The following is a 23,275-nucleotide window of genomic DNA, read 5'->3' as shown; positions in this document are numbered from 1 at the left end:
TATTCCTCCATAACTATAGACATTTCGATTATTTATTATAAACGATTATTGGCCGATTGTCGATAGGGAAATTTTAGCGCTTTCACGTGTAGAAGAGTAAGCAGCAGCTCACCCAGAAAAATCCCGTAAAAATAGCCTCGGATCCCTGTTGCCGGAATTATAAAAACAACGGAGAAAATACGGATGAGAATGCCGGCAATACTGTGGATCAGACAGAGCCCCGGTTTTCCAAGTCCCTGCAGGATGCTGGTGAGCATGGTGTTTGTATAAAGAAAAGGACAGATAAAAGACAGATACCGTATGTAGGTTCCGGCAGTCTGGCTGTGAAAAAGCAATGCTCCGAGGAATGGGCCAAAAAGAAAGAATCCGCTTCCGCATAGAAATCCCAGGAACATGCACAGAAAAAAGGTCTGGTCAGTGACACGGCGGATCTGCTGCTGCTCTCCCAGTGCATCAAGCTGTGCGATGGAAGGCATCAGCATCACAGCGGCGGAAGACGTAAGTGTGGAAGGAAACAGGAGCAGGGGCAGTGCCATTCCTGTAAAGATCCCATAGATCTTCAGTGAGTCTGAGGCTGTCATGCCGGAACGCAGAAGCATCTGTGGGATCAGGACCGCTTCTATGCTGCCGAGAAGTGTCAGAAGGATCCTGTTCAGGGAAATGGGAAAAGACAGTGTGAAAAGGTCCTTTATCAGCGGAAAGATCCTGACGGGAGTCTTTTCGTGTACAGGGTGATTTCCGAAATGAAAGGAAACTACCAGCAGCGACACCAGCGAAGCGGCAGTCTCTCCGGCAAGGGAACCTCCCGCTGCGATCAATGCAGTGATCGGACGTCCTTCGGAAAGAAAGATCAGATACAGGATATAGGTAGTGCCGATCCGTGCAGACTGCTCCGAAAGCTGCACGACTGCCGGAACAGAGGCTTTTTTCCGGGCATAATAATAGCTGTCAATGCAGGAATGAATGGCACAGAGAGGAATACTGACAGCTATTAGGCGAAGAAGACCGGCAGTCTGCGGTGTTTTCAGAATTGCGGAAGCAAAAAAATATGCGTGCTGAAAAAGCAGAAAACCGGCTGCAGCAGAAAAAAAGACAGCCATAAGTGTTCCTGTGACCAGCGAAAAACGTGCCTCCTTTTTCTCCTGAAGGGCAAGTCTGGATGCGATCAGGCGTGAAAGGGCAGACTGGATCCCTGTATAGGATAAAGCGGCCATAAGTCCCTGGAGAGGAAGAACCAGCTGATACAAACCAAGACCTTCCGCACCAATGGCATGGGAGAGGAATATTCTATAAAAGAAACCTGCGATACGGCTGATAAGGCCTGTGCAGGCAAGAATCAGGGTTCCTTTGAGAAATATTTTTTTTGACATGGATAACCTTGAGTCTTTTTTGTCAGTATATGAAGAAGTTAGTCTTGACAGAACCATATGTTTCTGATAGAGTAAACATGAAATCCGAGGAAAACACTGGGAATTGAAAAAGAGGTGAGCGGATGAAACTGTCAACAAGAGCAAAATACGGACTTAAGGCTTTAATAGACCTTGGTCTTTACAGTGAAAAAGAAGCGGTCTCGCTTCAGAGTATTGCGGGCCGTCAGAATATATCAGTCAGCTATCTGGAGCAGCTGATGGCACTTTTGAAGAAAGCGGGCCTTGTGAAGAGTGTCCGCGGCGCAGCCGGAGGATACTTCCTTGGAAGACCGGCAGAAGAGATTTCAGTGGGAGATATCCTTCGTGTCCTGGAGGGTGGCCTGGAGGCTGCAACATGTCCGGGAACAGAAGGTGACGGTGGCTGCCAGGGTTCTGATCTCTGCGTGGCTAAATTAGTGTGGAAGAGGATCAACGACAGCATCACAGATGCAGTGGATACCCTGATGCTCAGTGAGCTGATCGAAGAAAGCCGGAGAATACACGAAAAATAATTATCCTGAACAGGAGGAAAAGAAAATGGGAAAAATGATATATCTGGACAATGCGGCTACCACAAAGACCGCACCGGAAGTTGTGGAGGCTATGCTGCCGTATTTTACAGAGTTTTATGGAAATGCTTCAACCGTTTATGATTTTGCGGCAAACAGCAAGGCTGCCATCGCAAAGGCAAGACAGCAGATCGCAGATGTGATCGGAGCCAAAAAAGAGGAGATCTATTTTACAGCAGGTGGTTCCGAGTCTGATAACTGGGCTCTGAAAGCGACCTTTGAGGCATATAAAAATAAAGGAAACCATATCATCACAACAAAGATCGAGCATCATGCCATCCTTCATACCTGCGAGTACCTTGAAAAAGAGCGTGGTGCCAAGGTCACATACCTGGATGTAGATGAGAATGGTTTCATTGACCTGGATGAGCTTCAGAAAGCCATCACACCGGAGACCATCCTGATCTCTGTTATGGCTGCAAACAATGAGATTGGTACTCTTGAGCCGCTGAAAGAGATCGGACAGATCGCACATGAGCATGGAATCCTGTTCCATACAGATGCTGTTCAGGCATTCGGCCAGATCCCGATCAATGTAGATGAGTTCAATATCGATATGCTCAGCTCCAGCGGACATAAGATCAACGGACCGAAGGGAATCGGCTTCCTCTATATCCGTAAGGGCGTTAAGATCCGCTCCTTCGTACATGGCGGAGCACAGGAGAGAAAACGTCGTGCAGGTACAGAGAACGTTCCTGGTATCGTAGGATACGGTCTTGCAGCAGAGCGTGCAAACAAGTCCATGAAAGAGCGTACTGCAAAAGAAATCGAGATCAGAGATCATATGATCAGCAGGATCCTCACAGAGATCCCGTACGTACGTCTCAATGGAGATAAAGTAAAACGTCTTCCGAACAACGTAAATGTAAGCATCCAGTTCATCGAGGGAGAGTCACTTCTTCTGATGCTTGATAATTTCGGAATCTGTGCATCCAGCGGTTCCGCATGTACATCCGGTTCTCTGGATCCGTCACACGTTCTGTTAGCTATCGGTCTTCCTCATGAGATCGCACACGGATCTCTCCGTATGACCTTAAGCGAGGAGACGACAATGGAGGATGTTGATTTTGTAGTAGATAAGCTGAAAGATATTACTGCAAACTTAAGAAGCATGTCTCCATTATATGAAGATTTTATTAAAAAGCAGAAAAAATAATAAAAATACTTGCCAGGAGGAAAAAATAATGTATAGTGAAAAAGTAATGGATCATTTTCAGCATCCACGTAATGTCGGTGAGATCGAGAACGCAAGCGGCGTGGGTACTGTAGGAAATGCAAAATGCGGTGATATTATGAGAATATTCCTTGATATCGATGACGAAACTCATATTATCAAAGACTGCAAATTTAAAACATTTGGATGCGGTGCAGCAGTTGCAACAAGCAGCATGGCAACAGAACTTGTAATGGGCAAGACCATTGAGGAAGCTATGGAAGTAACCAACAAGGCCGTTATGGAGGCTCTGGACGGACTTCCGCCGGTAAAGATCCACTGTTCCCTGCTTGCTGAGGAAGCAATTCATGCAGCTCTTTGGGATTATGCAGAGAAACATCACATTAAGATCGAGGGTCTTTCCAAACCGAAGTCTGATATCCACGAGGGTGAAGAGGATACAGAAGAGGAGTATTGATCCCTTTTATTTATGATCATAACCGGGGCATGAGCAAGCTTCAGTTGAACAGAACCGTAAGCCATTGAAAGGACAGGTAAGTAAGAAGCATGACAGGACTTACGAACGAAGAAGTTCAGGAAAGAATTGCGCAGGGCCAGGTAAATAATAACGAAAACCCCAACACCAGGACATATAAGCAGATCATTCTGGAGAATACGTTGACATTCTTCAATTTTCTGAACCTGGTGCTGCTGGTTCTCGTACTGCTGGTTGGTTCCTACAAAAACTCCATGTTTGTAGGAATCATTTTTATTAATACCGTGATCGGGATCATTCAGGAGGTCCGTGCCAAGAAGACGATTGACAAGCTGGCCATCCTGACAGAATCCAAGACGGTTGTTCTGCGTGAAGGAAAAAAATGGAAAATTTCTACAGAGAAGCTGGTTGTCGATGATCTGATATTCCTGAAGGCCGGAGAACAGGTTCCGGCAGATGCGAAGATCCTGGAGGGAAGTCTTGAGGTCAATGAATCTCTGCTTACCGGTGAGGCAGACAATCTTCCGAAGAATCCGGGAGATGAGCTTTTTTCCGGAAGCTTTGTGACGGCGGGACAGGCCTGTTGCCAGATCATCCATGTGGGAAGTGACAACTATGCGTCAAGGATCACCAGCGAGGCAAAGGAATTCAAACGCCATAATTCAGAGCTTAGAAATTCCCTGAATGCCATTCTGAAGGTGATCAGTATCATTATCGTACCAATGGGTGCGCTGCTTTTTTATAAACAGTATTATTTTGTGGGAGACAATATCCGGGATTCTGTTGTCAATATGGTTGCAGCGGTCCTGGGAATGATCCCGGAGGGACTGGTCCTTCTTACCAGTGTGGCACTGACTCTGGGTGCGCTGAAGCTTGCCCAGAAGAAGACGCTGGTGCAGGAGCTGTACTGTATAGAAACTCTTGCACGCGTGGATACGCTCTGCCTGGATAAGACAGGAACTATCACAGAGGGTACCATGTGTGTGGAGGCGGTGGAGAACTATCCGCCGGTGTATGATGAGATTTCAGAGACAATATCCGGGAAAGATCCTGAATCCGGCGAAGGTGACAGCGATGGAACTGAGAGTTCTGCGACTTCTGCAGTTTCAGCAACAGATGCGATCGCAAAGGAGGATGGAAGCGCGAATCTCGTATTACAGGAAAAGTCAGAAGCTGACCCGGAGAAACATAGTCAGGAAGATCCGGAGAAGACCCGGGAGATCGAGCATATCATGGGAAATCTGCTTTCTGTGCTGAAGGATCAGAATGCCACTGCCGATGCACTCAGGGCAAGATTTAAAGTATCTCAGGATATGGAGCTGGATCATGTGATCCCGTTTTCTTCTGACAGGAAGTACAGCGGAGCTGCATTTACAGATACAGGTACTTATCTGATGGGTGCAGCGCAGTTTCTTTTTCCGGAAGGGAACCCGGAGCTGATGGAGTATTGTGGCAGATTTGCAGAGGAAGGTCTTCGTGTGTTGGTTCTTGCCCATAGTGTAAATGTGAGTGAGGGAGCGGAGCTTCCGGAGGGACTGGAACCTGTCGGACTTTTGCTTATTACCGATGTGATCCGTGCAGAGGCACCGGATACGCTGGCATATTTCGAAAGTCAGGGTGTTGATCTGAAAGTGATCTCCGGTGATGATCCGATGACGGTTTCTGCAATTGCCAGACGTGCAGGCCTTAAAAATGCAGAGCATTATATCGATGCGACAACGATCACAACTCAGGAACAGATGGACGAGGCAGTTGCAGAATATAGTGTGTTCGGGCGTGTAACACCTCAGCAGAAACAGGCAATGGTGAAGTCTTTGCAGGCTCAGAAGCATACGGTTGCCATGACCGGTGATGGTGTCAATGATGTTCTGGCGCTTAAAGAGGCGGACTGCAGTATTGCCATGGCTGAGGGCAGTGATGCGGCCAAGAATATTGCCAATGTGGTATTGCTGGATTCTAATTTTGCAGCAATGCCGGAAATTGTGAATCAGGGACGCCGGGTTGTAAACAATATCCGTACTGCGGCATCTATGTTTCTGATCAAAACGATTTTTTCCGTGCTGCTGTCACTGATCACGATCTTCTTCGGGGATTCCTATCCCTTTGAGCCGATCCAGATGTCTCTGATCAGTGCCTGCGCTGTTGGTATTCCTACATTCCTTCTGGCACAGGAGAATAATTATGAGAAGATCGACCATACATTTTTGCGTCATGTATTTATGAATGCATTTCCGGCTGCTGTGACCATCACGGGCTGTGTGTTCAGTGTGATGCTGGTATGCCAGAATGTATACCATTCCAATGTTATGCTGAATACAGCCTGTGTGCTTGTAACAGGATGGAATTATATGGCGGCACTTAAGACAGTTTACGCACCTCTGAATAAGTATCGAAAGGTGATCATTTACAGTATGCAGGTGATCTTTTTCGGTGCGGCGGTGGTTCTGCAGAATCTTCTGACACTGGGATCGCTGGAATTCGGAATGATCATTCTGGTGTTCCTTCTGATGACATTTTCTCCGATCCTGATCGATGTGATCACGGCCTGGCTCAGAAATATTTACAGCCGTTCGCTGGATAGTGGGGAACAGGGGAAATTTGCTGCATTTATTGATAAGCTGAGAAAATAATAATATGAGAAATAAAAAAGGACACTGCCCGTTGAAAATGGCAGTGTCCTTTTTTTGCAAATAAACTGTGAAGCAGTTATCCGGTGCAGAGCTGTGTAGAGAATGCAGATTGTGGATATCCGCCTGACAAAGCTATTATTTTGTGTGCATAAGCCAGATAAATCCGAAGGCCGGGATCTCTACAGCCTGTGCGTCTCTCTGAACTCCTGTGAGAAGATCTGTGTAGGTACCGTCCTGTTCGTTGATCCAGGCTACCTTATCCTGGTCGCTGAAGTTGTAGATGCAGATCAGCTTTTCTTCAGAAGTTTCTCTTACCAGGGCAAGGAGAGCTTTTTCCCAGGTTTCCAGTGTATGTGCAGAAACTTCAGGTGCAAATACCGAATGGCTGGCACGGATGGATTCCAGCTGTTCAAGGCTGTTGAAAATGCGTCCCTGGATCGTTTCGGCATCGGCTCTGTTCCGGGCAAGTGCCCAGTTGAAACGTCCATTGTGGAGCCAGCGAGGATCAGCTGCTTTGGAAATGTCTGTTTTATAGGTGTAGTCATTCAGCTGTCCGACCTCGTCACCGCTTCGAAGTACCGGAATTCCGGGGAGGGAAAGAAGCAATGCATGAAGTGCTACGTCATAGCGGATTCCCCGGCTGACACCCTCCATATTTCCTTCATAATCAAAACGCTCGATTCCTGCAAGAGATGCGGTTGTTCCGCAGAGCTCGGATTCCTCGGTTTCCGGATTTACATAAATTTCACCCCGGGCAAAGGAATCAGGGAAAATACCTGCCAGGAATTCATTCAGATAATCTCTGTGAGGCCCTTCTGTGATAAAGCTTCCTTTCAGGAAATCATAGTCCAGATTCCAGCGTACCGTGTTGCGGTTACGGAGGTAATTCTGGAATACCGGTGCCTGCGGAAGGTCTGCAGCTCTGTCGATTCCCCGGCGGAGAAGGGCAGTGTCCTTTGTGGCAACGGTATGCCAGAGATCGGACATCAGCTGGGTGCTGTTTACAATGTGAAGTTCCGGCATATCGGAAGTTCCGCCAAATGCAGCAGCCTCTGCAGGTGGGCGGTCTGTTTCGCCAAGGAGAAGAATTCCGGGGCATACGATCTCACACACCATTCGGGTCATACGCAGCAGAGAGTGAAGCTTCCAGAGATTTTCTTCCGGCATCATCGGAAGGATACCAAGGCTGAATACAGAAGCACCTTCATTTGCAAGCTCCATGATCTGAAGAAGCATTGCATTGAAATAAGCCGGAGTCTGGAGCACACATGGCGCACCGGACTGTGGGTCATCCACAGAAAGACTTAACGGGATCTCAAGAGCCAGGCGGATACCTGCTTTCCTACAGTTAGCTGCAAGTGTGTACAGATCTTCGGAGGTTCCGATCTCCGGGATAATGCGAAGAGAGCAGTTGGAGGTTGCCTGGAAAAGATCTGTCAGGTACAGAGTGTCTGCTTTGCATTCACTGATATAGTCCAGTTTATCGGACAGCCCGGAAAGAGTATCTGCGAAGTCAGCAGGATTTACAGCCATTCCGGTGAAAGTAGTCTTACGGAACCAATCAGGATCTGCAGCGCAGTTCTGGTCGGCTTCCTTCATGGAAAGAGAACGCTCACGGTAGATTTCTTTCATCTTTTTTGTGAGGCTTGAGAATGTGCCGGTAACTTCCGGGTGATCGCGGAACAGTTCGCAGTAAAGCCATTTCAGATCATTGTAGTAGTGTTTCAGACGTTTCTCGTAGAGGGCATCGTAAGCTGTGTCCTCCTTGGAAGTTTCGACTTTCAGAGGCTCGGTCTTGGAAGTAGTAACTTTCGCCGGCTCAGTCTTGGAAGTCTCGACCTTGATCGGTTCGGTCTTGGAAGTCTCAACCTTGATCGGCTCGGTCTTGGAAGTCTCGACCTTGATCGGTTCGGTCTTGGAAGTCTCAACCTTGATCGGCTCGGTCTTGGAAGTCTCGACCTTGATCGGTTCGGTCTTGGAAGTCTCGACCTTGATCGGTTCGGTCTTGGAAGTCTCGACTTTGATCGGTTCAATCTTGGAAGTCTCGACCTTGATCGGTTCGGTCTTGGAAGTCTCGACTTTGATCGGTTCAGTTTTGGAAGTTTCGACTTTAAGCGTTTCCTTCTTTACGGTTTCAAGTTTTTTCACTTCGGCTTTAGCATTTTCAACAGATTTGGCAGCACTGGAACTGGTGCCGGCAGCAGAGGTATTTTTTTTCAGTTGCTTTTCTTTTTTTGCCTGCATGGCAGCTTTCTTTTTCTGGAGTCTTTTTGTTGACATATAGAGTTCCTCCTTAGATAAAATGATATTTTCGGTATAAAAATGTAAACTCTCTCACCGGAGAGAGAAACAGAGCTACAGCTTATGAAAAACAGGACGGCGGTTTTTAAATACAGCATAATAGGAAAAACCACATTCACGGAGAACATCAGCCGCCTTGTCAAAAGCATAGCCGATCTTATCCGGAGTATGGGCATCTGCACCGATGGTGATGATCTCACCGCCAAGCTCACGGTAACGTCGGATAATATTGACACAGGGATTCGGTTCACCAAGCCCGTAGTGATAACCGCCTGTGTTCAGCTCGATTCCCACATTTTTGTGGATCAATGTCCGCAGGATCTCGTCCAGGATCTCCTTATATCGTCCGTAAGAATACTGACGGTTCTGATTTGGACCATAACGTACTACATAGTCGATATGTCCGTACACATCCATCTCGTCAAAAGCAGCGATATTTTCCAGGATGGATTCAAAATATTCCATGTAGCATGCGGATTCCTTACGGCCCTCAAAATAAGAAGGATAATAAGGATCGTATCCGTGCACCACATGGGAGGAACCAATAACGAAATCAAAGGGAACTTCTTTCAGAAGATCGGAAAAAGATTCTGCAAGCTGAGGCTGAAGTCCAAGCTCGATCCCGAAGTTAACCTGAATCTGGTCTTTAAAAGCATCCGCAAGACTCTCAAGTTTCTGGCGGTATGCAGGGATGTTCAGGGAAAAATCAAGATTTTCCGGAGTATCGGGATAATCCGGATCAAAATGTTCAGTAAAACAGATTCCCGTGAGACCCTGGTCTGCGGCAGTCTGGATCATTTCTTCCATCGGTGTATCGGAATCTGCGGAAAAAGAGGAGTGCATATGGCAGTCCCATAAAATTTTCTGGTCCATTTTGTACCTCCATATTCAAGCCTTTATATTCTGTGACAATGATCGTATCTGCCTGTTATGAATCCGGGAAAGTCAAACTTCCAGCGGGAATATAGATATCCGTTTTGGGAATCAGCAGGACAGAACTTTCTATCAGAGAATTATAGCACATTTTTCAGAAATTTTCTTAATATTTATTTTAATGTTCTTTTTTATAAATAGCTCTTGAATTTTTGTTTGGAATTAGGTACAATATGAAACAGGTTGATGTTTCTTTAACAAAGGAACGATTTAAATCACCATTCAATTCATAGGAGGAATTTATCATGGCAGTAAAAGTTGCAATTAATGGTTTTGGACGTATCGGTCGTCTTGCATTCCGTCAGATGTTTGGAGCAGAAGGATTTGAGATCGTAGCAATCAACGATCTTACATCTCCTAAGATGCTTGCTCACTTATTAAAATATGATTCTACACAGGGAAGATATGCTCTTGCTGATAAAGTAACAGCAGGCGAGGATTCCATCACAGTAGACGGAAAAGAGATCAAAATCTATGCTAAGGCTAACGCTGCAGAGCTTCCATGGGGAGAGATCGGTGTAGACGTAGTTCTTGAGTGCACAGGTTTCTACACATCCAAAGACAAAGCTCAGGCTCATATCGATGCAGGTGCTAAGCACGTAGTTATTTCCGCTCCGGCTGGAAACGACCTTAAGACAATCGTTTACAACGTAAACCATCAGGGTCTTACAAACGAGGACAAGATCATCTCCGCAGCTTCCTGTACAACAAACTGCCTTGCACCAATGGCTAAGGCTCTTAACGATCTTGCACCGATCAAATCCGGTATCATGTGCACAATCCACGCTTACACAGGCGATCAGATGACACTTGACGGACCGCAGAGAAAAGGCGATCTGAGAAGATCCCGTGCAGCTGCAGTTAACATCGTTCCGAACAGCACAGGTGCTGCTAAAGCTATCGGACTTGTTATCCCAGAGCTTAACGGCAAACTTATCGGTTCTGCACAGCGTGTACCTACCCCAACAGGTTCTACAACAATCCTTACAGCAGTAGTTGAAGGAAACGTTACTAAAGAGCAGATCAACGCAGCTATGAAAGCAGCTTCCAATGAGTCCTTCGGATACAACGAGGATGAGATCGTATCCAGCGATATCGTTGGTATGAGATTTGGTTCCCTCTTCGATGCTACTCAGACAATGGTACTTCCACTTGAGAATGGCACAACAGAGGTTCAGGTAGTTTCCTGGTATGACAACGAGAACTCCTACACAAGCCAGATGGTTCGTACAATCAAGCACTTCGGAAAACTTCTGAACGCTTAATTTTCTGCGAACGGGTGTAGAAGAATAGACTCAGAAAGGGTCCGGTCTGAAGAGGACCGGGCCCTTTTTTTCCAAAAGATCAAACAAAAAAATGTCTGAGGAAATGACTGTTAACAGAGCGGACAACAATACCGCTCGCCCTTATTCATCTGCTTTTGCAGAAATAAAAGTTAAGGAGATATAGAGATGCTGAACAAAAAAAGTGTTGACGATATCAATGTAAAAGGACAGAAAGTACTTGTAAGATGCGACTTCAATGTTCCGCTTCAGGATGGAAAGATCACAGATGAGAACCGTCTTGTAGCTGCTCTTCCTACAATCAAGAAACTGATCGCAGACGGCGGAAAGGTTATCCTTTGCTCCCACCTTGGAAAACCGAAGGGAGAGCCGAAACCGGAGCTTTCTCTTGCACCTGTAGCAGTTCGTCTTTCTGAGCTTCTTGGCCAGGAAGTAAAATTTGCAGCAGATCCTGAGGTAGTAGGACCGAACGCAAAAGCTGCTGTAGCAGAGATGAAAGATGGCGATGTAGTTCTTCTTGAGAACACACGTTATCGTGCAGAAGAGACAAAGAACGAAGACAAGTTCAGCGAAGATCTTGCTTCCCTCTGTGATGTATTTGTAAATGATGCATTCGGAACTGCTCACAGAGCTCACTGCTCTAACGTAGGTGTTACCAAATATGTAAAAACAGCAGTTGTAGGATATCTGATGCAGAAAGAGATCGATTTCCTTGGAAACGCTGTAAACAATCCGGAGAGACCATTCGTAGCAATTCTTGGCGGTGCTAAGGTTTCCAGCAAGATCTCTGTAATCAACAACCTTCTTGACAAGGTAGATACACTGATCATCGGTGGTGGTATGTCCTATACGTTCTCCAAGGCTATGGGCGGACATATCGGAACATCCCTCTGCGAGGATGATTACCTTCAGTATGCTCTTGACATGATGAAGAAAGCAGAGGAGAAGGGCGTGAAGCTTCTTCTTCCTGTAGATAACAGAATCGGTGATAACTTCTCCAACGACTGCAACATCCAGGTTGTAAAACGTGGTGAGATTCCGGACGGATGGGAAGGAATGGATATCGGACCGGAGACTGAGAAGCTTTTTGCAGACGCTGTAAAAGATGCCAAGACTGTTGTATGGAACGGACCGATGGGATGCTTCGAGATGCCGAACTTCGCTCATGGTACAGAAGCAGTTGCCAAAGCTCTTGCTGAGACAGATGCAACAACGATCATCGGTGGCGGTGATTCTGCAGCAGCTGTAAATATCCTCGGATATGGCGACAAGATGACACACATCTCCACAGGCGGCGGTGCTTCTCTTGAGTTCCTTGAGGGAAAAGAGCTTCCGGGTGTAGCAGCAGCTAACGATAAAGACTGATAAAAAATAAAGTGTTCCAAGAACACAAAAAAGGAGATAAAACCATGGCAAGAAAGAAAATCATTGCTGGAAACTGGAAAATGAACATGACACCAAGCGAGGCTGTAAAGCTGGTTGAGACTTTAAAACCGCTTGTTGTTAACGACGAAGTTGATGTAGTATTCTGCGTACCGGCTATCGACATCATTCCTGTTGTTGAGGCAGCTAAAGGAACAAACATCCAGGTTGGTGCTGAGAACATGTACTTCGAGGAGAAAGGTGCTTATACAGGCGAGATCGCTCCTGCTATGCTCGTAGACGCAGGCGTTAAGTACGTAGTACTTGGACATTCCGAGAGAAGAGAATACTTCGGTGAGACAAACGAAGACGTTAACAAAAAAATGCTTAAAGCTTTCGAGCATGGTATCACACCGATCATGTGCTGCGGTGAGACACTTACTCAGAGAGAGCAGGGCGTGACAATGGACTTCATCCGTCAGCAGGTTAAGGTTGGATTCCAGGGTGTTACAGCTGATCAGGCTAAGACAGCAGTTATCGCTTACGAGCCGATCTGGGCTATCGGAACAGGTAAGACAGCTACAACAGAGCAGGCTCAGGAGGTTTGCGCTGATATCCGTAAATGCATCGCTGAGATCTATGATGACGCTACAGCAGCAGAGATCCGTATCCAGTACGGCGGATCTGTAAACGCTGCAACAGCTCCTGACTTATTCGCTCAGGCTGACATCGACGGCGGTCTTGTAGGTGGCGCTTCCCTGAAACCAGATTTCGGAAAGATCGTAAACTACAAATAAGATTCACTTAAAAAGGGGCTTCGGCCCCTTTTTTTATATCTTTTTATAAAAAAACCAGAAAAACTCTCCCTGACACGGATAGCACAGCCAACAAAAAAGCTGCATCTGATCACAGTCAGAGAGAGTTTTTCTTATCTTCAGAGTAAGGATTGTTTTTCTCTGAAGCTTTTTCTGTATGTTCGTTCCTTTCGTCAGGCTCGGGAACGTGTTCCACAATGTCCTCGATCTCGCAGTGGAGAATGGAACACAGCCTGTCTATGGTATAAATTTCAACATTTTTATTTTTTCGAAGTCTGTCCAGAAGTGAACGGGTGATCTGGTAATGTTCATAAAGATCATACTGAGTGATTCCACGCTCCTTCATCGTGACCCAAAATCTGTCATATTTTATCATATATATATCCTGTCCGATTCATCCTTGAATTAATCTTATTATGAAGGTAAAATTGGAATCACAACAGTGTCCTTATATCGACACTACAGAAAGGAGAAGCAATGAGGAAGTTTTTTAAAATCTTAATTTCAGTGGTGATCACACTGTATTTTTCAGCTACCATGTTCTACTGCTTTGTGGCAGGAACACCGGATGACGGAAAAGGGGCAGTGATCTATATGATGTCAGCAGCAGGCCTGTCGATACTGTTTCCGGCTTTTACCTGCGGCTGCATTCATTACATCCTTTATCTCAGAAAAAAAATGGATGAAAGGAGCAAATGATCAGGATTTATGGTATGATAACAATAAATATCTGGCAGGGTATGTCGTTTCAGAAAACGGTTATCTGATAACGGCAGAAACGCATCAGATGGCTGTGCTGTGATGCAGCCGTTACGTATTATAATAGAAAGAAAGCCTGCAGCTGTGCGTAAGACGCTTATATGATCATTTGCGGAGGATTTTATGGGGAATATTCTGGATTATCTTGACTGGAGAGGAGATCTTACCTTTGAGCAGTCACCCTTTAATGAAGTTGACAATCTGATACTGGCGTGTTTTTCCTATCTTGATCTGGATGAGAGGGCAGAAGTAAAAAACGGAAATACTCTTTCTGTAGAAGAACTCTTTGCGGCTTTTTCCAGACGGGAAATGAAGAAGGATCTGAAAGCAGAAAGCGCCTTTCTGCAGAATACACCGGTGCTCCTTGAAAAAATGGCCTGTGCGGAGAGATTCCGGAAATGTACAGTAGGAGGCTTTGTCAATGAAATCCTTTCCAGTCAGGCTCAGCAGTTTGCGGCAGTGACTATAGGACTGGATGATGGAACCACATATATTTCCTTTCGGGGAACCGATGATACCATTGTGGGATGGAAGGAGGATTTTAACTTAAGCAACGGAGTTGTTCCTTCGCACAGAAAGGCGTTGGGATATCTGGAAACGCATGGAACTTATATACAGTCCATGCTGCGGATCGGCGGTCATTCCAAAGGAGGAAATCTGGCTATGTATGCAGCGATGCAGTGCAGTGACATCCTGCAGGAAAAGCTTCTTTCTGTCTATGATAATGATGGCCCGGGTTTCCCGGAAGGATTTTTCAGTCCCGGAAGAGTGGAAAGGGTTTTGCCAAAAGTCACTCGTATCATTCCCGAGGCATCTGTGATCGGTATGCTGCTCAGCCACCAGAAAGATCCGCGGATCGTAGCCAGTACACAGAAGGGGATCCTGCAGCATGATGCTTTTACCTGGGAGGTAATGGGGCCATCCTTTATAGAGAAAGAAAGTTTGACAAGAAGAGCTGCGGCGTCAGATCGAAGTCTTCATAAATGGATCGACCATATGGATGAAAAACAGAGAGAGCATCTCATCGGGGAACTCTTTTCTGTGTTGGAAGCAACCGGAGCAGATACCATTTCCCAAATCCAGGAAGGTGGTCTGAAAAGTCTGGCTGCCATGGTGCGCCAGCTGGATAAACTGGATCCACAGTCAAAAGCTATGGTGCAGGAACTGATCACCGGACTTTTTGGCAGCTGGCTGGAATTACTTCCTCTGCCGGAACTTGACAAAAAGCGTTTTCTGCCATAACATAGGAGTTACTTTGATAAAAATTGGAAAAAACGGAAAGGGGACATCAGAAAATGAACGAAAAAGTCGTAAATGCGGCCCTTCTTGGTCTCGGAACAGTAGGAACCGGTGTATATAAAGTGATCAAAAGCCAGGAGCAGGAAATGACAGCCAAGCTTGGATGCCAGGTAAAGATCACAAAGATCCTGGTGCGTAACCTTGAGAAAGCGTCCGGGAAGGTAGACGATCCTTCTGTTCTTACAACAGACTGGGCAGATATTGAGGGAGATCCTTCCATTGATATTGTGATCGAGCTGATCGGCGGGATCGAGCCGGCACGTACTTATATCCTTGCAGCACTGAAAGCTGGCAAGAACGTTGTAACTGCAAACAAGGATCTGATCGCAGTCCACGGAAAAGAGATCCTGGAAACTGCCAGGGCAGCGCAGAAGGATTTTCTGTTTGAGGCAGCAGTTGCCGGAGGAATCCCGATCATCAGCCCGTTGAAGAACAGTCTTGAGGCCAACCATGTAACGGAAGTTATGGGAATCGTAAACGGAACTACGAACTTTATCCTTACCAAGATGTCCCAGGAGGGAATGGAATTTTCAGATGCTCTTGCTCTTGCTACAGAACTTGGATATGCAGAGGCAGATCCTACTGCAGATATCGAGGGAATTGATGCTGGAAGAAAGGTTGCCATCCTTGCATCAGTTGCCTTTAATTCCAGAGTTACCCTTGATAATGTTCATATAGAAGGAATCACAAAGATCACGGCAAAGGATATCCGTTACGCAAAAGAAATGGGCTGCGAGATCAAGCTTCTGGGTGTTGCACGCTGTCAGGAGGACGGCGTTGAGGCCTATGTCTGCCCGATGCTGATCCCGGCAGAGCATCCCCTTGCATCCGTCAATGATTCTTATAATGCGGTTTTTGTACACGGAGATGCAGTAGGAGATACCATGTTCTACGGACGTGGAGCAGGTGAGCTTCCTACAGCAAGTGCGGTTGCCGGTGATGTATTTGAGGTAGTCCGTAATATGAAGGCAGATTGCTGCGGAAGAGTAGGCTGCACCTGCTATAAGACACTTCCGGTAAAAAATATGGCAGATACCCATAACCGTTATTTCCTCCGCCTGCAGGTAGAGGACCGCTGCGGTGTGCTGGCTGAAATCCTGGAGCATTTTGCAAAATATCAGGCAAGCGTGGCACAGATCATGCAGAAAGAAAGCAAGAGACCGGATACCGCAGAGGTTGTTGTGATCACCAAACTTGTAAGCGAGGGCGCTTTCTTTAAGGTTAAGGAAGAACTGGAAAACAGCGCATCTGTAAGAAAGATTTCTTCTATGATCCGTGTATACCAGAAATAATATCTTTCGCGTAAATTTACAGATCAGCCGTATCAGTTGTCGGGAAATTGAAAACAGACAAATTTTTGTCAAAGAAAACGTTGCAAAATTTCTGGATTTTGGTACTATATAAAATGGAAAACAAAAGAATCCTGAATGGTACAGAGGGTTTCAGAATCAGTGAAGAGCTGTGCCGGACAGATTTTCGATCAAAGATAAGAAGGGGAAAATTATGAGCAAAAAACCAACAGTTTTAATGATCCTTGATGGATACGGACTCAATGACAGACATGACGGAAATGCTGTATATGAGGCAAAAACACCGGTTATGGACGGACTCATGAAAGATTATCCGTTTGTAAAAGGCAATGCCAGCGGTCTTGCGGTAGGTCTTCCGGACGGACAGATGGGTAACTCCGAGGTTGGTCATATGAACATGGGCGCAGGCCGTATCGTATACCAGGAGCTTACAAGGATCACAAAAGAGATCCAGGACGGCGATTTCTTCAAGAATGAGGCACTTCTTTCTGCTATGAAGAATGCAAAAGACAACGATTCCGCGATTCATTTTATGGGACTTCTTTCTGACGGTGGCGTACACAGCCACAATACACATCTCTACGGACTTCTTGAGATGGCAAAGAGAGAGGGACTCAAGAAAGTTTACGTACACTGCTTCCTGGATGGACGTGACACACCGCCTGCATCCGGTAAAGAGTTTGTAGAGCAGCTGGAAGCTAAAATGAAAGAGATCGGCGTTGGTGAGATCGGTGTGATCTCCGGACGTTATTATGCAATGGATCGTGATAACCGCTGGGATCGTGTTGAGCTTGCATATAAAGCTCTTACACAGGGCGAAGGCGTAAAGGGAACAGATGCTGCAGCAGCAGTTCAGGCTTCCTATGATGATGACAAGACAGATGAATTTGTGCTTCCGACTGTTATCGAGAAGGACGGCAAACCGGTTGCAACTATTTCCGATAAGGATTCCGTTGTATTCTTCAACTTCCGTCCGGACCGTGCAAGAGAGATCACAAGAGCTTTCTGTGATGACGATTTTAAGGGCTTTGAGAGAGCAAAGAGACTGGATACCACATTCGTATGCTTCACAGAGTATGATGATACCATCCAGAACAAGCTGGTAGCATTCCACAAGGTTCTTCTTCACAATACCTTCGGTGAGTACCTTGCAGCTCACGATATGACACAGGCACGTATCGCCGAGACAGAGAAATATGCACATGTTACATTCTTCTTCAACGGTGGTGTTGAGGAACCAAACAAAGGAGAGGACAGAATCCTTGTAAAATCCCCGAAGGTTCCGACCTACGATATGCAGCCGGAGATGAGTGCACCGGAGGTTTGCGAGAAGCTTGTAGAGGCGATCAAATCTGACAAATATGATGTGATCATCATCAACTTTGCGAACCCGGATATGGTTGGCCATACAGGTGTTGAGGCAGCTGCGATCAAGGCTGTTGAGACTGTTGATGCGTGTGTTGGTAAGGCTGTAGAGGCAATCAAAGAGGTTGACGGACAGCTCTTTATCTGCGCTGACCATGGTAACGCAGAGCAGCTTGTAAATTATGAAACAGGTGAGCCATGGACAGCTCATACAACTAACCCGGTACCGTTTATCCTTGTAAACGCAGATCCGAAATACACACTTCGTGAGAACGGATGTCTTGCAGATATCGTTCCGACTCTGATCCAGCTTATGGGTATGGAGCAGCCGAAGGAAATGACAGGAGAGTCTCTTCTTGTTGAGAAATAAATAAGCTTCACGGAATCCCGGCAGATTTTTACGGATCTGCCGGGATTTTTTCATCCGATTGTTTCTGTTTCCACACATGAAAAAAATTTTCAAAATCATCTTGTAAAATCATTCCATTTCAACTATAATCCCTCTGATACATAAAAACAGGTAACTTTTGAGCAACTGTAAAGTTACAGAAAGAATAATAAAAAGAATAACAAAAAGCAGCACAAAGTTTATGAACGATCAAATTAAATGGGGGGAAAAAAGATTTCATGAAAACAGACATGACACAGGGAAAACCGGTAAAAGTGCTCCTGGGATTTACGATCCCGGTATTTATTGGTAATGTATTTCAGCAGTTCTACAATATGGTAGATGCGGTGGTTGTAGGAAAATTTGTAGGAACAAAGGCACTGGCGGCAGTTGGCTCAACAGGAACTATCATCTTTTTGATCATAGGCTTTCTTCTGGGACTTACTGCCGGTTTTACCGTACTGACTGCACAGAAGTACGGTGCGGGAAAAATGGATGAGATGCGTCAGACCGTGGGAAATGCACTGATCCTGACAGCGCTGGTCTCGGCAGTGATGACAGCAGTCAGCATGACAGGTATGCATGCACTTCTGAAATTTATGCATACGCCGGATGATATTTTCAAGGATGCATATGCTTACGTTATGATCATCTGCGGAGGGATTTTTGCCCAGGCATTATATAATATCCTGGCCAGTATCCTCCGTGCACTGGGAAACAGTAAGGTACCACTGTATTTTCTGATCTTATCTGCAATGCTGAATATTGTGCTTGACCTTGTATTTATCATCGTGTTTAAGCTGGGAGCACCTGGAGCAGCCTGGGCTACCATTATTTCCCAGGGAGTTTCAGGAGTCTTATGTCTGGTATATATCTGGAAGTTTGTGCCGGAGCTCCGTATGAAAAAAGAAGACTGGTATTTTAGACGTAACCTCGCAGCCAAGCAGATCGGTGTGGGAATCCCAATGGGACTGCAGTATTCCATTACGGCGATCGGAACCATGATGGTACAGTCAGCCTTAAATATGCTTGGCTCTTATGCGGTGGCGGCGTTTACAGCAGGAAGTAAGATCGAGCAGATCTTCACCCAGGCATATGTGGCACAGGGAACTGCCAGCGCTACCTACAATGCACAGAATATCGGAGCCGGAAAGCTTGAGAGAGTGCGGGAAGGCTTCCGGGCTTCGCATTTTATAGGAATTGTATATTCTGTTGTTGTTGGCAGTTTTCTGTTCTTTGCGGGAAAATATTTCGCATATCTGTTTATCTCAGATAACATTGAAGAAGTGCTTCCTATGGTAGCAATCTATGTAAAATGTGTGGCACTGTTTTTTATTCCTCTGTATTTTGTCAATGTACTGCGAAACGGGATCCAGGGAATGGGATATGGTCTTCTTCCTATGATGGCCGGTGTAGCTGAGCTTGCAGGAAGAGGGATCACCGCTACCATTGCAGCCGGAAAAAGTAGCTATATCGGTACCTGTCTTGCAAGTCCGGTGGCCTGGATCTTTGCGTCAGTGCTCCTTTGGGTAATGTACGTCTATGTTATGAAAGATATGGCGCGGAAGCTGTACGGTACAAATAAGTTATAAAAAAACCGTGAAATGAGATGCAATTTCCGGAAAGTATGATATAATGAAAAAGCTGGTGAGTAAGACCAGAAAGTATCAATGGAAAGATGCCTTTTTTGAAGGCACATGAACATAGAGGTGAATAAATATGAGCAACGATGAAAAGAGGGATATCGAGGACAGGATCAATGATGCCATGGCAAAAATCGTCAGTGATACTGCAGGAGAGCCTCAGCCTGAAAATAAAAATAACAGATCAGCTGCTCACAAGTCGGCAAGACCTTCGAAATCAGCAAGGCCAAGGAAGATCACCTACGTACCTATCGATGAATCTGAATTTGAACCTATCGTTATACCCGAAAAGAAAAAGCATAAGGCACTGAAGGTGACCGGAATGATCGCCGCCATGGTTTTGGTAGTGGCAGGCTGTGCATATGCAGGAGTATCTTATTATTACACCAGTCATTTCTTTGAGGGCACAACGATTAACGGGATCGACAGCTCCAACAGGACTGCATATGAGGTTGAGCAGGAGATCGCAAAAAAAAATGGAAGGCTATTCCATCCAGGTAAAGGCCAGAGATCAGGAACCGCAGACTATAGAAGGAACGGATATCAGTTATCGTTATATATCCAGTGGTGAAGTTCTGAAGCTTTTGAAAGCGCAGAAGCCCTATGAATGGGTGAGAGGATTTTTTGAAAAGACGACTTACACAGCCAGTGAGCAGACAGCTTTTGACAAGTCAAAGCTGGAGTCAGAAGTGAAAGCACTGAACTGTGCCCAGAAAGAGAATCAGGTAGCACCGGAGAATGCGTACGTAAGCTTTAATGATTCCGAGTTTACGATCGTGCCGGAGACAGTGGGAAGTGAACTGAAGGTAAAAGAAGCCTATCAGATGATCAGTGATGCTATCAGCAGCGATGACGGGGAAGTAGATCTTGGCAGTAACCCGGATGCTTATGTGAAAGCAGATGTGACCAGCGACAGTGCAGATCTGCAGGCAACGGTGGATGCATATAATAACTTTGCGAGGGCAAGCATCACCTACACATTTGGAGATGAGACAGTAACACTTGATGGAAGCACCATCAAGAACTGGCTGCAGTTTGACGAAAAGGGCCAGCTGATCCAGGATGATGCATCCTTCAAACAGCATATCGTGGATTATGTGGCACAGCTTGCAGCGGATCATGATACAGTAGGTACAGAGCGTCAGTTCCAGACAACAAGCGGAAGAACTGTTTCGGTTTCCGGTTCTGCATATGGCTGGAAGATCGATCAGGACGGAGAGGTGGCACAGCTTACCCAGGAGATCCAGTCCGGAGCTCAGACGACCAGAGAGCCGGTTTATTCCATGAGAGCCAATTCTTATGGTGTGAATGATCTGGGAAATACCTACATTGAAGTGGACCTTACAGAACAGTATATGTGGTATTATCAGGATGGAAATGTGATCTTTGAATCAGATATCGTATCCGGACTTGCAAGTGATCCCAAGAGAAAAACACCTCCTGGAATCTTCACCTTGTACTATAAGAAGAGCCCGGATGTGTTACGTGGCACCAAGAAACCAGACGGAACCTATTCCTATGAACAGCCGGTAACCTACTGGATGCCGTTTAACGGAGGCATTGGATTCCATGATGCAGACTGGCAGCCGTATTTTGGAGGCGATCGGTATCTAACCGGAGGTTCCCACGGCTGTATCAATATGCCGCCGGATAAAGCGGGAGAGCTTTACAACATTATCCAGTATAATGTTCCGATCGTCTGTTTCTATTGATCGGAGCTGTAGTCAAAAAACAAACAGGAGCCAGCCGGTGATCCGGTGTGTGGCTCCTGTTCTTTAGCAGGAGGAAAACATTATGTTTGATCAGTCATTCAGCTTTATACTTACAATCGCAGCACTGGTAGTAGGATTTATGCTTTTTACCGGACACGGTTCCTTTTTTATGAAAGGCGGAAACACACAGGCCAGAGCCCAGAAGTATGATGAGAAAAAAATGGAAAAAGTTTCAGGAATCTGTCTGATACTTATCGGAGTGGCTACAGGAGTTGACGCATTCACCACAAGTGTAGCAGCAAAGATCGCCTATGTAGTAATTCTGTTTGTGATACTTGCGGTATTTCTGTTTGTACTCAGAACAAAATGTATCAAAAAATGATCAGAAGTATCAGAACTATCCTTTAGGTAAAAAAGCAGAACTCCCCGTGAAACGGTAACCTGTCTGATCAGGCTCCGGTATCCGCGGGGAGTTTTTCTGTCTGTATTTAGTTTAATTTCGTTCGGCTGGTCTGCCGGAATGTCAGAGTAAAGATGATTCCCTTTACGATAGAAGTAAGGGAAAGTGCCCACCAGATACCATTGAGTCCCATTCCCGCATGAGTCAGCAGCATGGCAAGCGGGATTCTGGCCCCTGTCAGGATAATACTGATGATACTGCAGAGCTTGGTCATACCAAGGCCGGACAGTGCACCGATGGTCATCAGCTCAATGGCCATGAAAGCCTCACAGAAGCCGATGATGATCAGGTAATTTACAGAAATCCCAAGGGATTCCGGATCATGGAAAAACAGTCCGGAGATCGGGCGTGGGAGCAGCACAAAGGCTGCAGTTATGATAAGGCCCCAGATTGTCAGGATACCAAAGGAAATACGGTAGCCCTGGCGGATGCGGTCGTATTTTTTTGCACCGAAATTCTGTGCGGTAAAAGCATTTAAGGCAGAGGCAAAGCCGTCCGCGGTGTTCCAGGAAACGGATTCGATCTGTCCGCCCACACGTTGGACAGCAATGGCAGCAGCACCGAAGGCGGAAACCATTCTGGTCAGTACCATGGAGATCATACAGTAGAGCATGCTCTGGATAGCGGTTGGAAAACCAATGCGGAAGATATTTTTATAAAATTTTCCCGGAAAACGTGAAAAAAGATGAAGTTCACGAAGTACATTTGTTTCCAGCCCGGAAGTAAAGATCCGGAAAACCAGCACTGCAAAAACCAGAAACTGTGCAGTTACTGTGGCAATGGCAGCACCTAACGTTTCAAGCCGTGGAAAAGGTCCAATGCCAAGGATCAGGAGCGGATCCAGGAGCATATTTCCCACAAGTCCAAGAAAATTGGCCATCAGCGGAGATCTGGAATCTCCCTGGGCTGTAAAAAGTCCGGTGAGAGTCAGGTTCAGGAAGGAAAAAATGATCAGTCCGCAGGTGATCAGCATATAAGATCTGGCAGAAGAATATGCTTCCGGGTCTGTCAGATTAAAAAATCCGATCAGAGGATCAAGAAATATAATACTTGCTGCAGAAAATAAGAGACCGAAGAGAATGGTCATCTGCAGGGCACTGGCCGCGTAGGAACGTGCCTCTTTATAATCCTTCCGGCCGCAGGATTGTGCGGTGTTTACCTGTCCGCCCATTCTCGGAAGGGCTACCAGTCCCTGGGAAAGCCACACATACATGCCGCCCACACCGACACCGGCAACTGCCTTGGAGCCCAGAAGCCCGATCCAGGCCATATCTGTGATATTATAGGCAGTTCCAAGAAGGGAAGATGCCATGATAGGAAGAGCAAGCTCTGAAAGCGTTTTCAGGATCGGACCGGAAGTAAGGTCTATGGATTTTGATCTTTTCATA

General features: G+C 46.0%; 20 protein-coding genes. 15 read left to right on the top strand and 5 right to left on the bottom strand.

What is annotated here, in order from left to right; translation table 11 throughout:
- Window positions 1-35: 35 nt before the first annotated feature.
- Window positions 36-1,370 carry a polysaccharide biosynthesis protein gene (locus NQ489_RS13620; protein ID WP_021650818.1) on the bottom strand — a complete coding sequence of 445 codons (1,335 nt, stop codon included), beginning with the start codon at window positions 1,368-1,370 and terminating at the stop codon, window positions 36-38.
- Window positions 1,371-1,492: 122 nt separating this feature from the next.
- Between NQ489_RS13620 and NQ489_RS13615 the strand changes: the two genes are divergently transcribed.
- From NQ489_RS13615 to NQ489_RS13600, 4 genes are all read left to right on the top strand, one after another.
- On the top strand, window positions 1,493-1,921 hold the full coding sequence (locus NQ489_RS13615; protein ID WP_015526993.1) for an RrF2 family transcriptional regulator: 429 nt from the start codon (window positions 1,493-1,495) through the stop codon (window positions 1,919-1,921).
- Window positions 1,922-1,946: 25 nt separating this feature from the next.
- Window positions 1,947-3,134 (top strand): cysteine desulfurase NifS, encoded by a 1,188-nt coding sequence (gene nifS / locus NQ489_RS13610; protein ID WP_021650819.1) that lies wholly within the window; start codon window positions 1,947-1,949, stop codon window positions 3,132-3,134.
- Window positions 3,135-3,162: 28 nt separating this feature from the next.
- Window positions 3,163-3,609 carry a Fe-S cluster assembly scaffold protein NifU gene (nifU, locus tag NQ489_RS13605; RefSeq protein WP_015526995.1) on the top strand — a complete coding sequence of 149 codons (447 nt, stop codon included), beginning with the start codon at window positions 3,163-3,165 and terminating at the stop codon, window positions 3,607-3,609.
- Between the two features lie 89 nt (window positions 3,610-3,698).
- Window positions 3,699-6,257, top strand: a complete 2,559-nt coding sequence (locus NQ489_RS13600; protein ID WP_021650821.1) for an HAD-IC family P-type ATPase — start codon at window positions 3,699-3,701, stop codon at window positions 6,255-6,257.
- Between the two features lie 135 nt (window positions 6,258-6,392).
- On the opposite strand, the gene NQ489_RS13595 is transcribed toward NQ489_RS13600, so the two are convergent.
- Both NQ489_RS13595 and NQ489_RS13590 read right to left on the bottom strand, forming a co-directional pair.
- Window positions 6,393-8,537, bottom strand: a complete 2,145-nt coding sequence (locus NQ489_RS13595; protein ID WP_227945543.1) for an alpha-amylase family glycosyl hydrolase — start codon at window positions 8,535-8,537, stop codon at window positions 6,393-6,395.
- Window positions 8,538-8,612: 75 nt separating this feature from the next.
- Window positions 8,613-9,431 carry a histidinol-phosphatase HisJ family protein gene (locus NQ489_RS13590; RefSeq protein ID WP_021652274.1) on the bottom strand — a complete coding sequence of 273 codons (819 nt, stop codon included), beginning with the start codon at window positions 9,429-9,431 and terminating at the stop codon, window positions 8,613-8,615.
- Between the two features lie 305 nt (window positions 9,432-9,736).
- Here NQ489_RS13590 and gap point away from each other — a divergent pair, with 305 nt between their 5' ends.
- From gap to tpiA, 3 genes are all read left to right on the top strand, one after another.
- Complete coding sequence (gap, locus tag NQ489_RS13585; protein ID WP_021652276.1) at window positions 9,737-10,756, top strand: type I glyceraldehyde-3-phosphate dehydrogenase; 1,020 nt, start codon at window positions 9,737-9,739, stop codon at window positions 10,754-10,756.
- Between the two features lie 186 nt (window positions 10,757-10,942).
- Entirely contained in the window at window positions 10,943-12,139 is a 1,197-nt protein-coding gene (locus NQ489_RS13580; protein ID WP_015527000.1) for a phosphoglycerate kinase, read from the top strand.
- Between the two features lie 44 nt (window positions 12,140-12,183).
- Window positions 12,184-12,933: a triose-phosphate isomerase gene (tpiA, locus tag NQ489_RS13575; RefSeq protein WP_015527001.1), complete on the top strand. Its 750-nt coding sequence runs from the start codon at window positions 12,184-12,186 to the stop codon at window positions 12,931-12,933.
- A 115-nt stretch (window positions 12,934-13,048) separates the two neighbouring features.
- Here tpiA and NQ489_RS13570 read toward each other — a convergent pair whose 3' ends face one another.
- Window positions 13,049-13,327 (bottom strand): helix-turn-helix domain-containing protein, encoded by a 279-nt coding sequence (locus NQ489_RS13570; RefSeq protein ID WP_015527002.1) that lies wholly within the window; start codon window positions 13,325-13,327, stop codon window positions 13,049-13,051.
- A 101-nt stretch (window positions 13,328-13,428) separates the two neighbouring features.
- Between NQ489_RS13570 and NQ489_RS13565 the strand changes: the two genes are divergently transcribed.
- The 8 genes from NQ489_RS13565 to NQ489_RS13530 all read left to right on the top strand — a co-directional run bounded on the left by NQ489_RS13565 (window position 13,429) and on the right by NQ489_RS13530 (window position 21,809).
- Entirely contained in the window at window positions 13,429-13,650 is a 222-nt protein-coding gene (locus NQ489_RS13565; RefSeq protein ID WP_021652279.1) for a hypothetical protein, read from the top strand.
- A gap of 183 nt (window positions 13,651-13,833) precedes the next feature.
- Window positions 13,834-14,952: an Mbeg1-like protein gene (locus NQ489_RS13560; RefSeq protein WP_021652281.1), complete on the top strand. Its 1,119-nt coding sequence runs from the start codon at window positions 13,834-13,836 to the stop codon at window positions 14,950-14,952.
- Window positions 14,953-15,005: 53 nt separating this feature from the next.
- A complete protein-coding gene (locus NQ489_RS13555; RefSeq protein WP_021652282.1) occupies window positions 15,006-16,301 on the top strand; it encodes a homoserine dehydrogenase in 1,296 nt (431 codons plus the stop codon).
- Window positions 16,302-16,512: 211 nt separating this feature from the next.
- Window positions 16,513-18,054 (top strand): 2,3-bisphosphoglycerate-independent phosphoglycerate mutase, encoded by a 1,542-nt coding sequence (gpmI, locus tag NQ489_RS13550; RefSeq protein ID WP_015527007.1) that lies wholly within the window; start codon window positions 16,513-16,515, stop codon window positions 18,052-18,054.
- 257 nt (window positions 18,055-18,311) lie between these two features.
- On the top strand, window positions 18,312-19,664 hold the full coding sequence (locus tag NQ489_RS13545; RefSeq protein ID WP_015527008.1) for an MATE family efflux transporter: 1,353 nt from the start codon (window positions 18,312-18,314) through the stop codon (window positions 19,662-19,664).
- Between the two features lie 127 nt (window positions 19,665-19,791).
- Window positions 19,792-20,286 (top strand): hypothetical protein, encoded by a 495-nt coding sequence (locus tag NQ489_RS13540; protein ID WP_227945542.1) that lies wholly within the window; start codon window positions 19,792-19,794, stop codon window positions 20,284-20,286.
- Window positions 20,192-21,427: a L,D-transpeptidase family protein gene (locus tag NQ489_RS13535; RefSeq protein ID WP_015527010.1), complete on the top strand. Its 1,236-nt coding sequence runs from the start codon at window positions 20,192-20,194 to the stop codon at window positions 21,425-21,427. Before NQ489_RS13540 ends, NQ489_RS13535 begins: the two co-directional genes overlap by 95 nt.
- Before the next feature lie 82 nt (window positions 21,428-21,509).
- Window positions 21,510-21,809, top strand: a complete 300-nt coding sequence (locus tag NQ489_RS13530; RefSeq protein ID WP_015527011.1) for a DUF3784 domain-containing protein — start codon at window positions 21,510-21,512, stop codon at window positions 21,807-21,809.
- A 106-nt stretch (window positions 21,810-21,915) separates the two neighbouring features.
- Here the strand turns inward: NQ489_RS13530 and NQ489_RS13525 are convergent, their stop codons facing one another.
- On the bottom strand, window positions 21,916-23,274 hold the full coding sequence (locus NQ489_RS13525; RefSeq protein WP_044962002.1) for an MATE family efflux transporter: 1,359 nt from the start codon (window positions 23,272-23,274) through the stop codon (window positions 21,916-21,918).
- Window position 23,275: the final 1 nt, after the last annotated feature.

The organism is Blautia sp. KLE_1732_HM_1032 (genome assembly GCF_025147905.1).
GTDB classification, from domain to species: domain Bacteria; phylum Bacillota; class Clostridia; order Lachnospirales; family Lachnospiraceae; genus Blautia_A; species Blautia_A fusiformis.
Note: the sequence above shows the minus strand (reverse complement) of the source record. Positions and strands in the feature narration are given on the sequence as shown.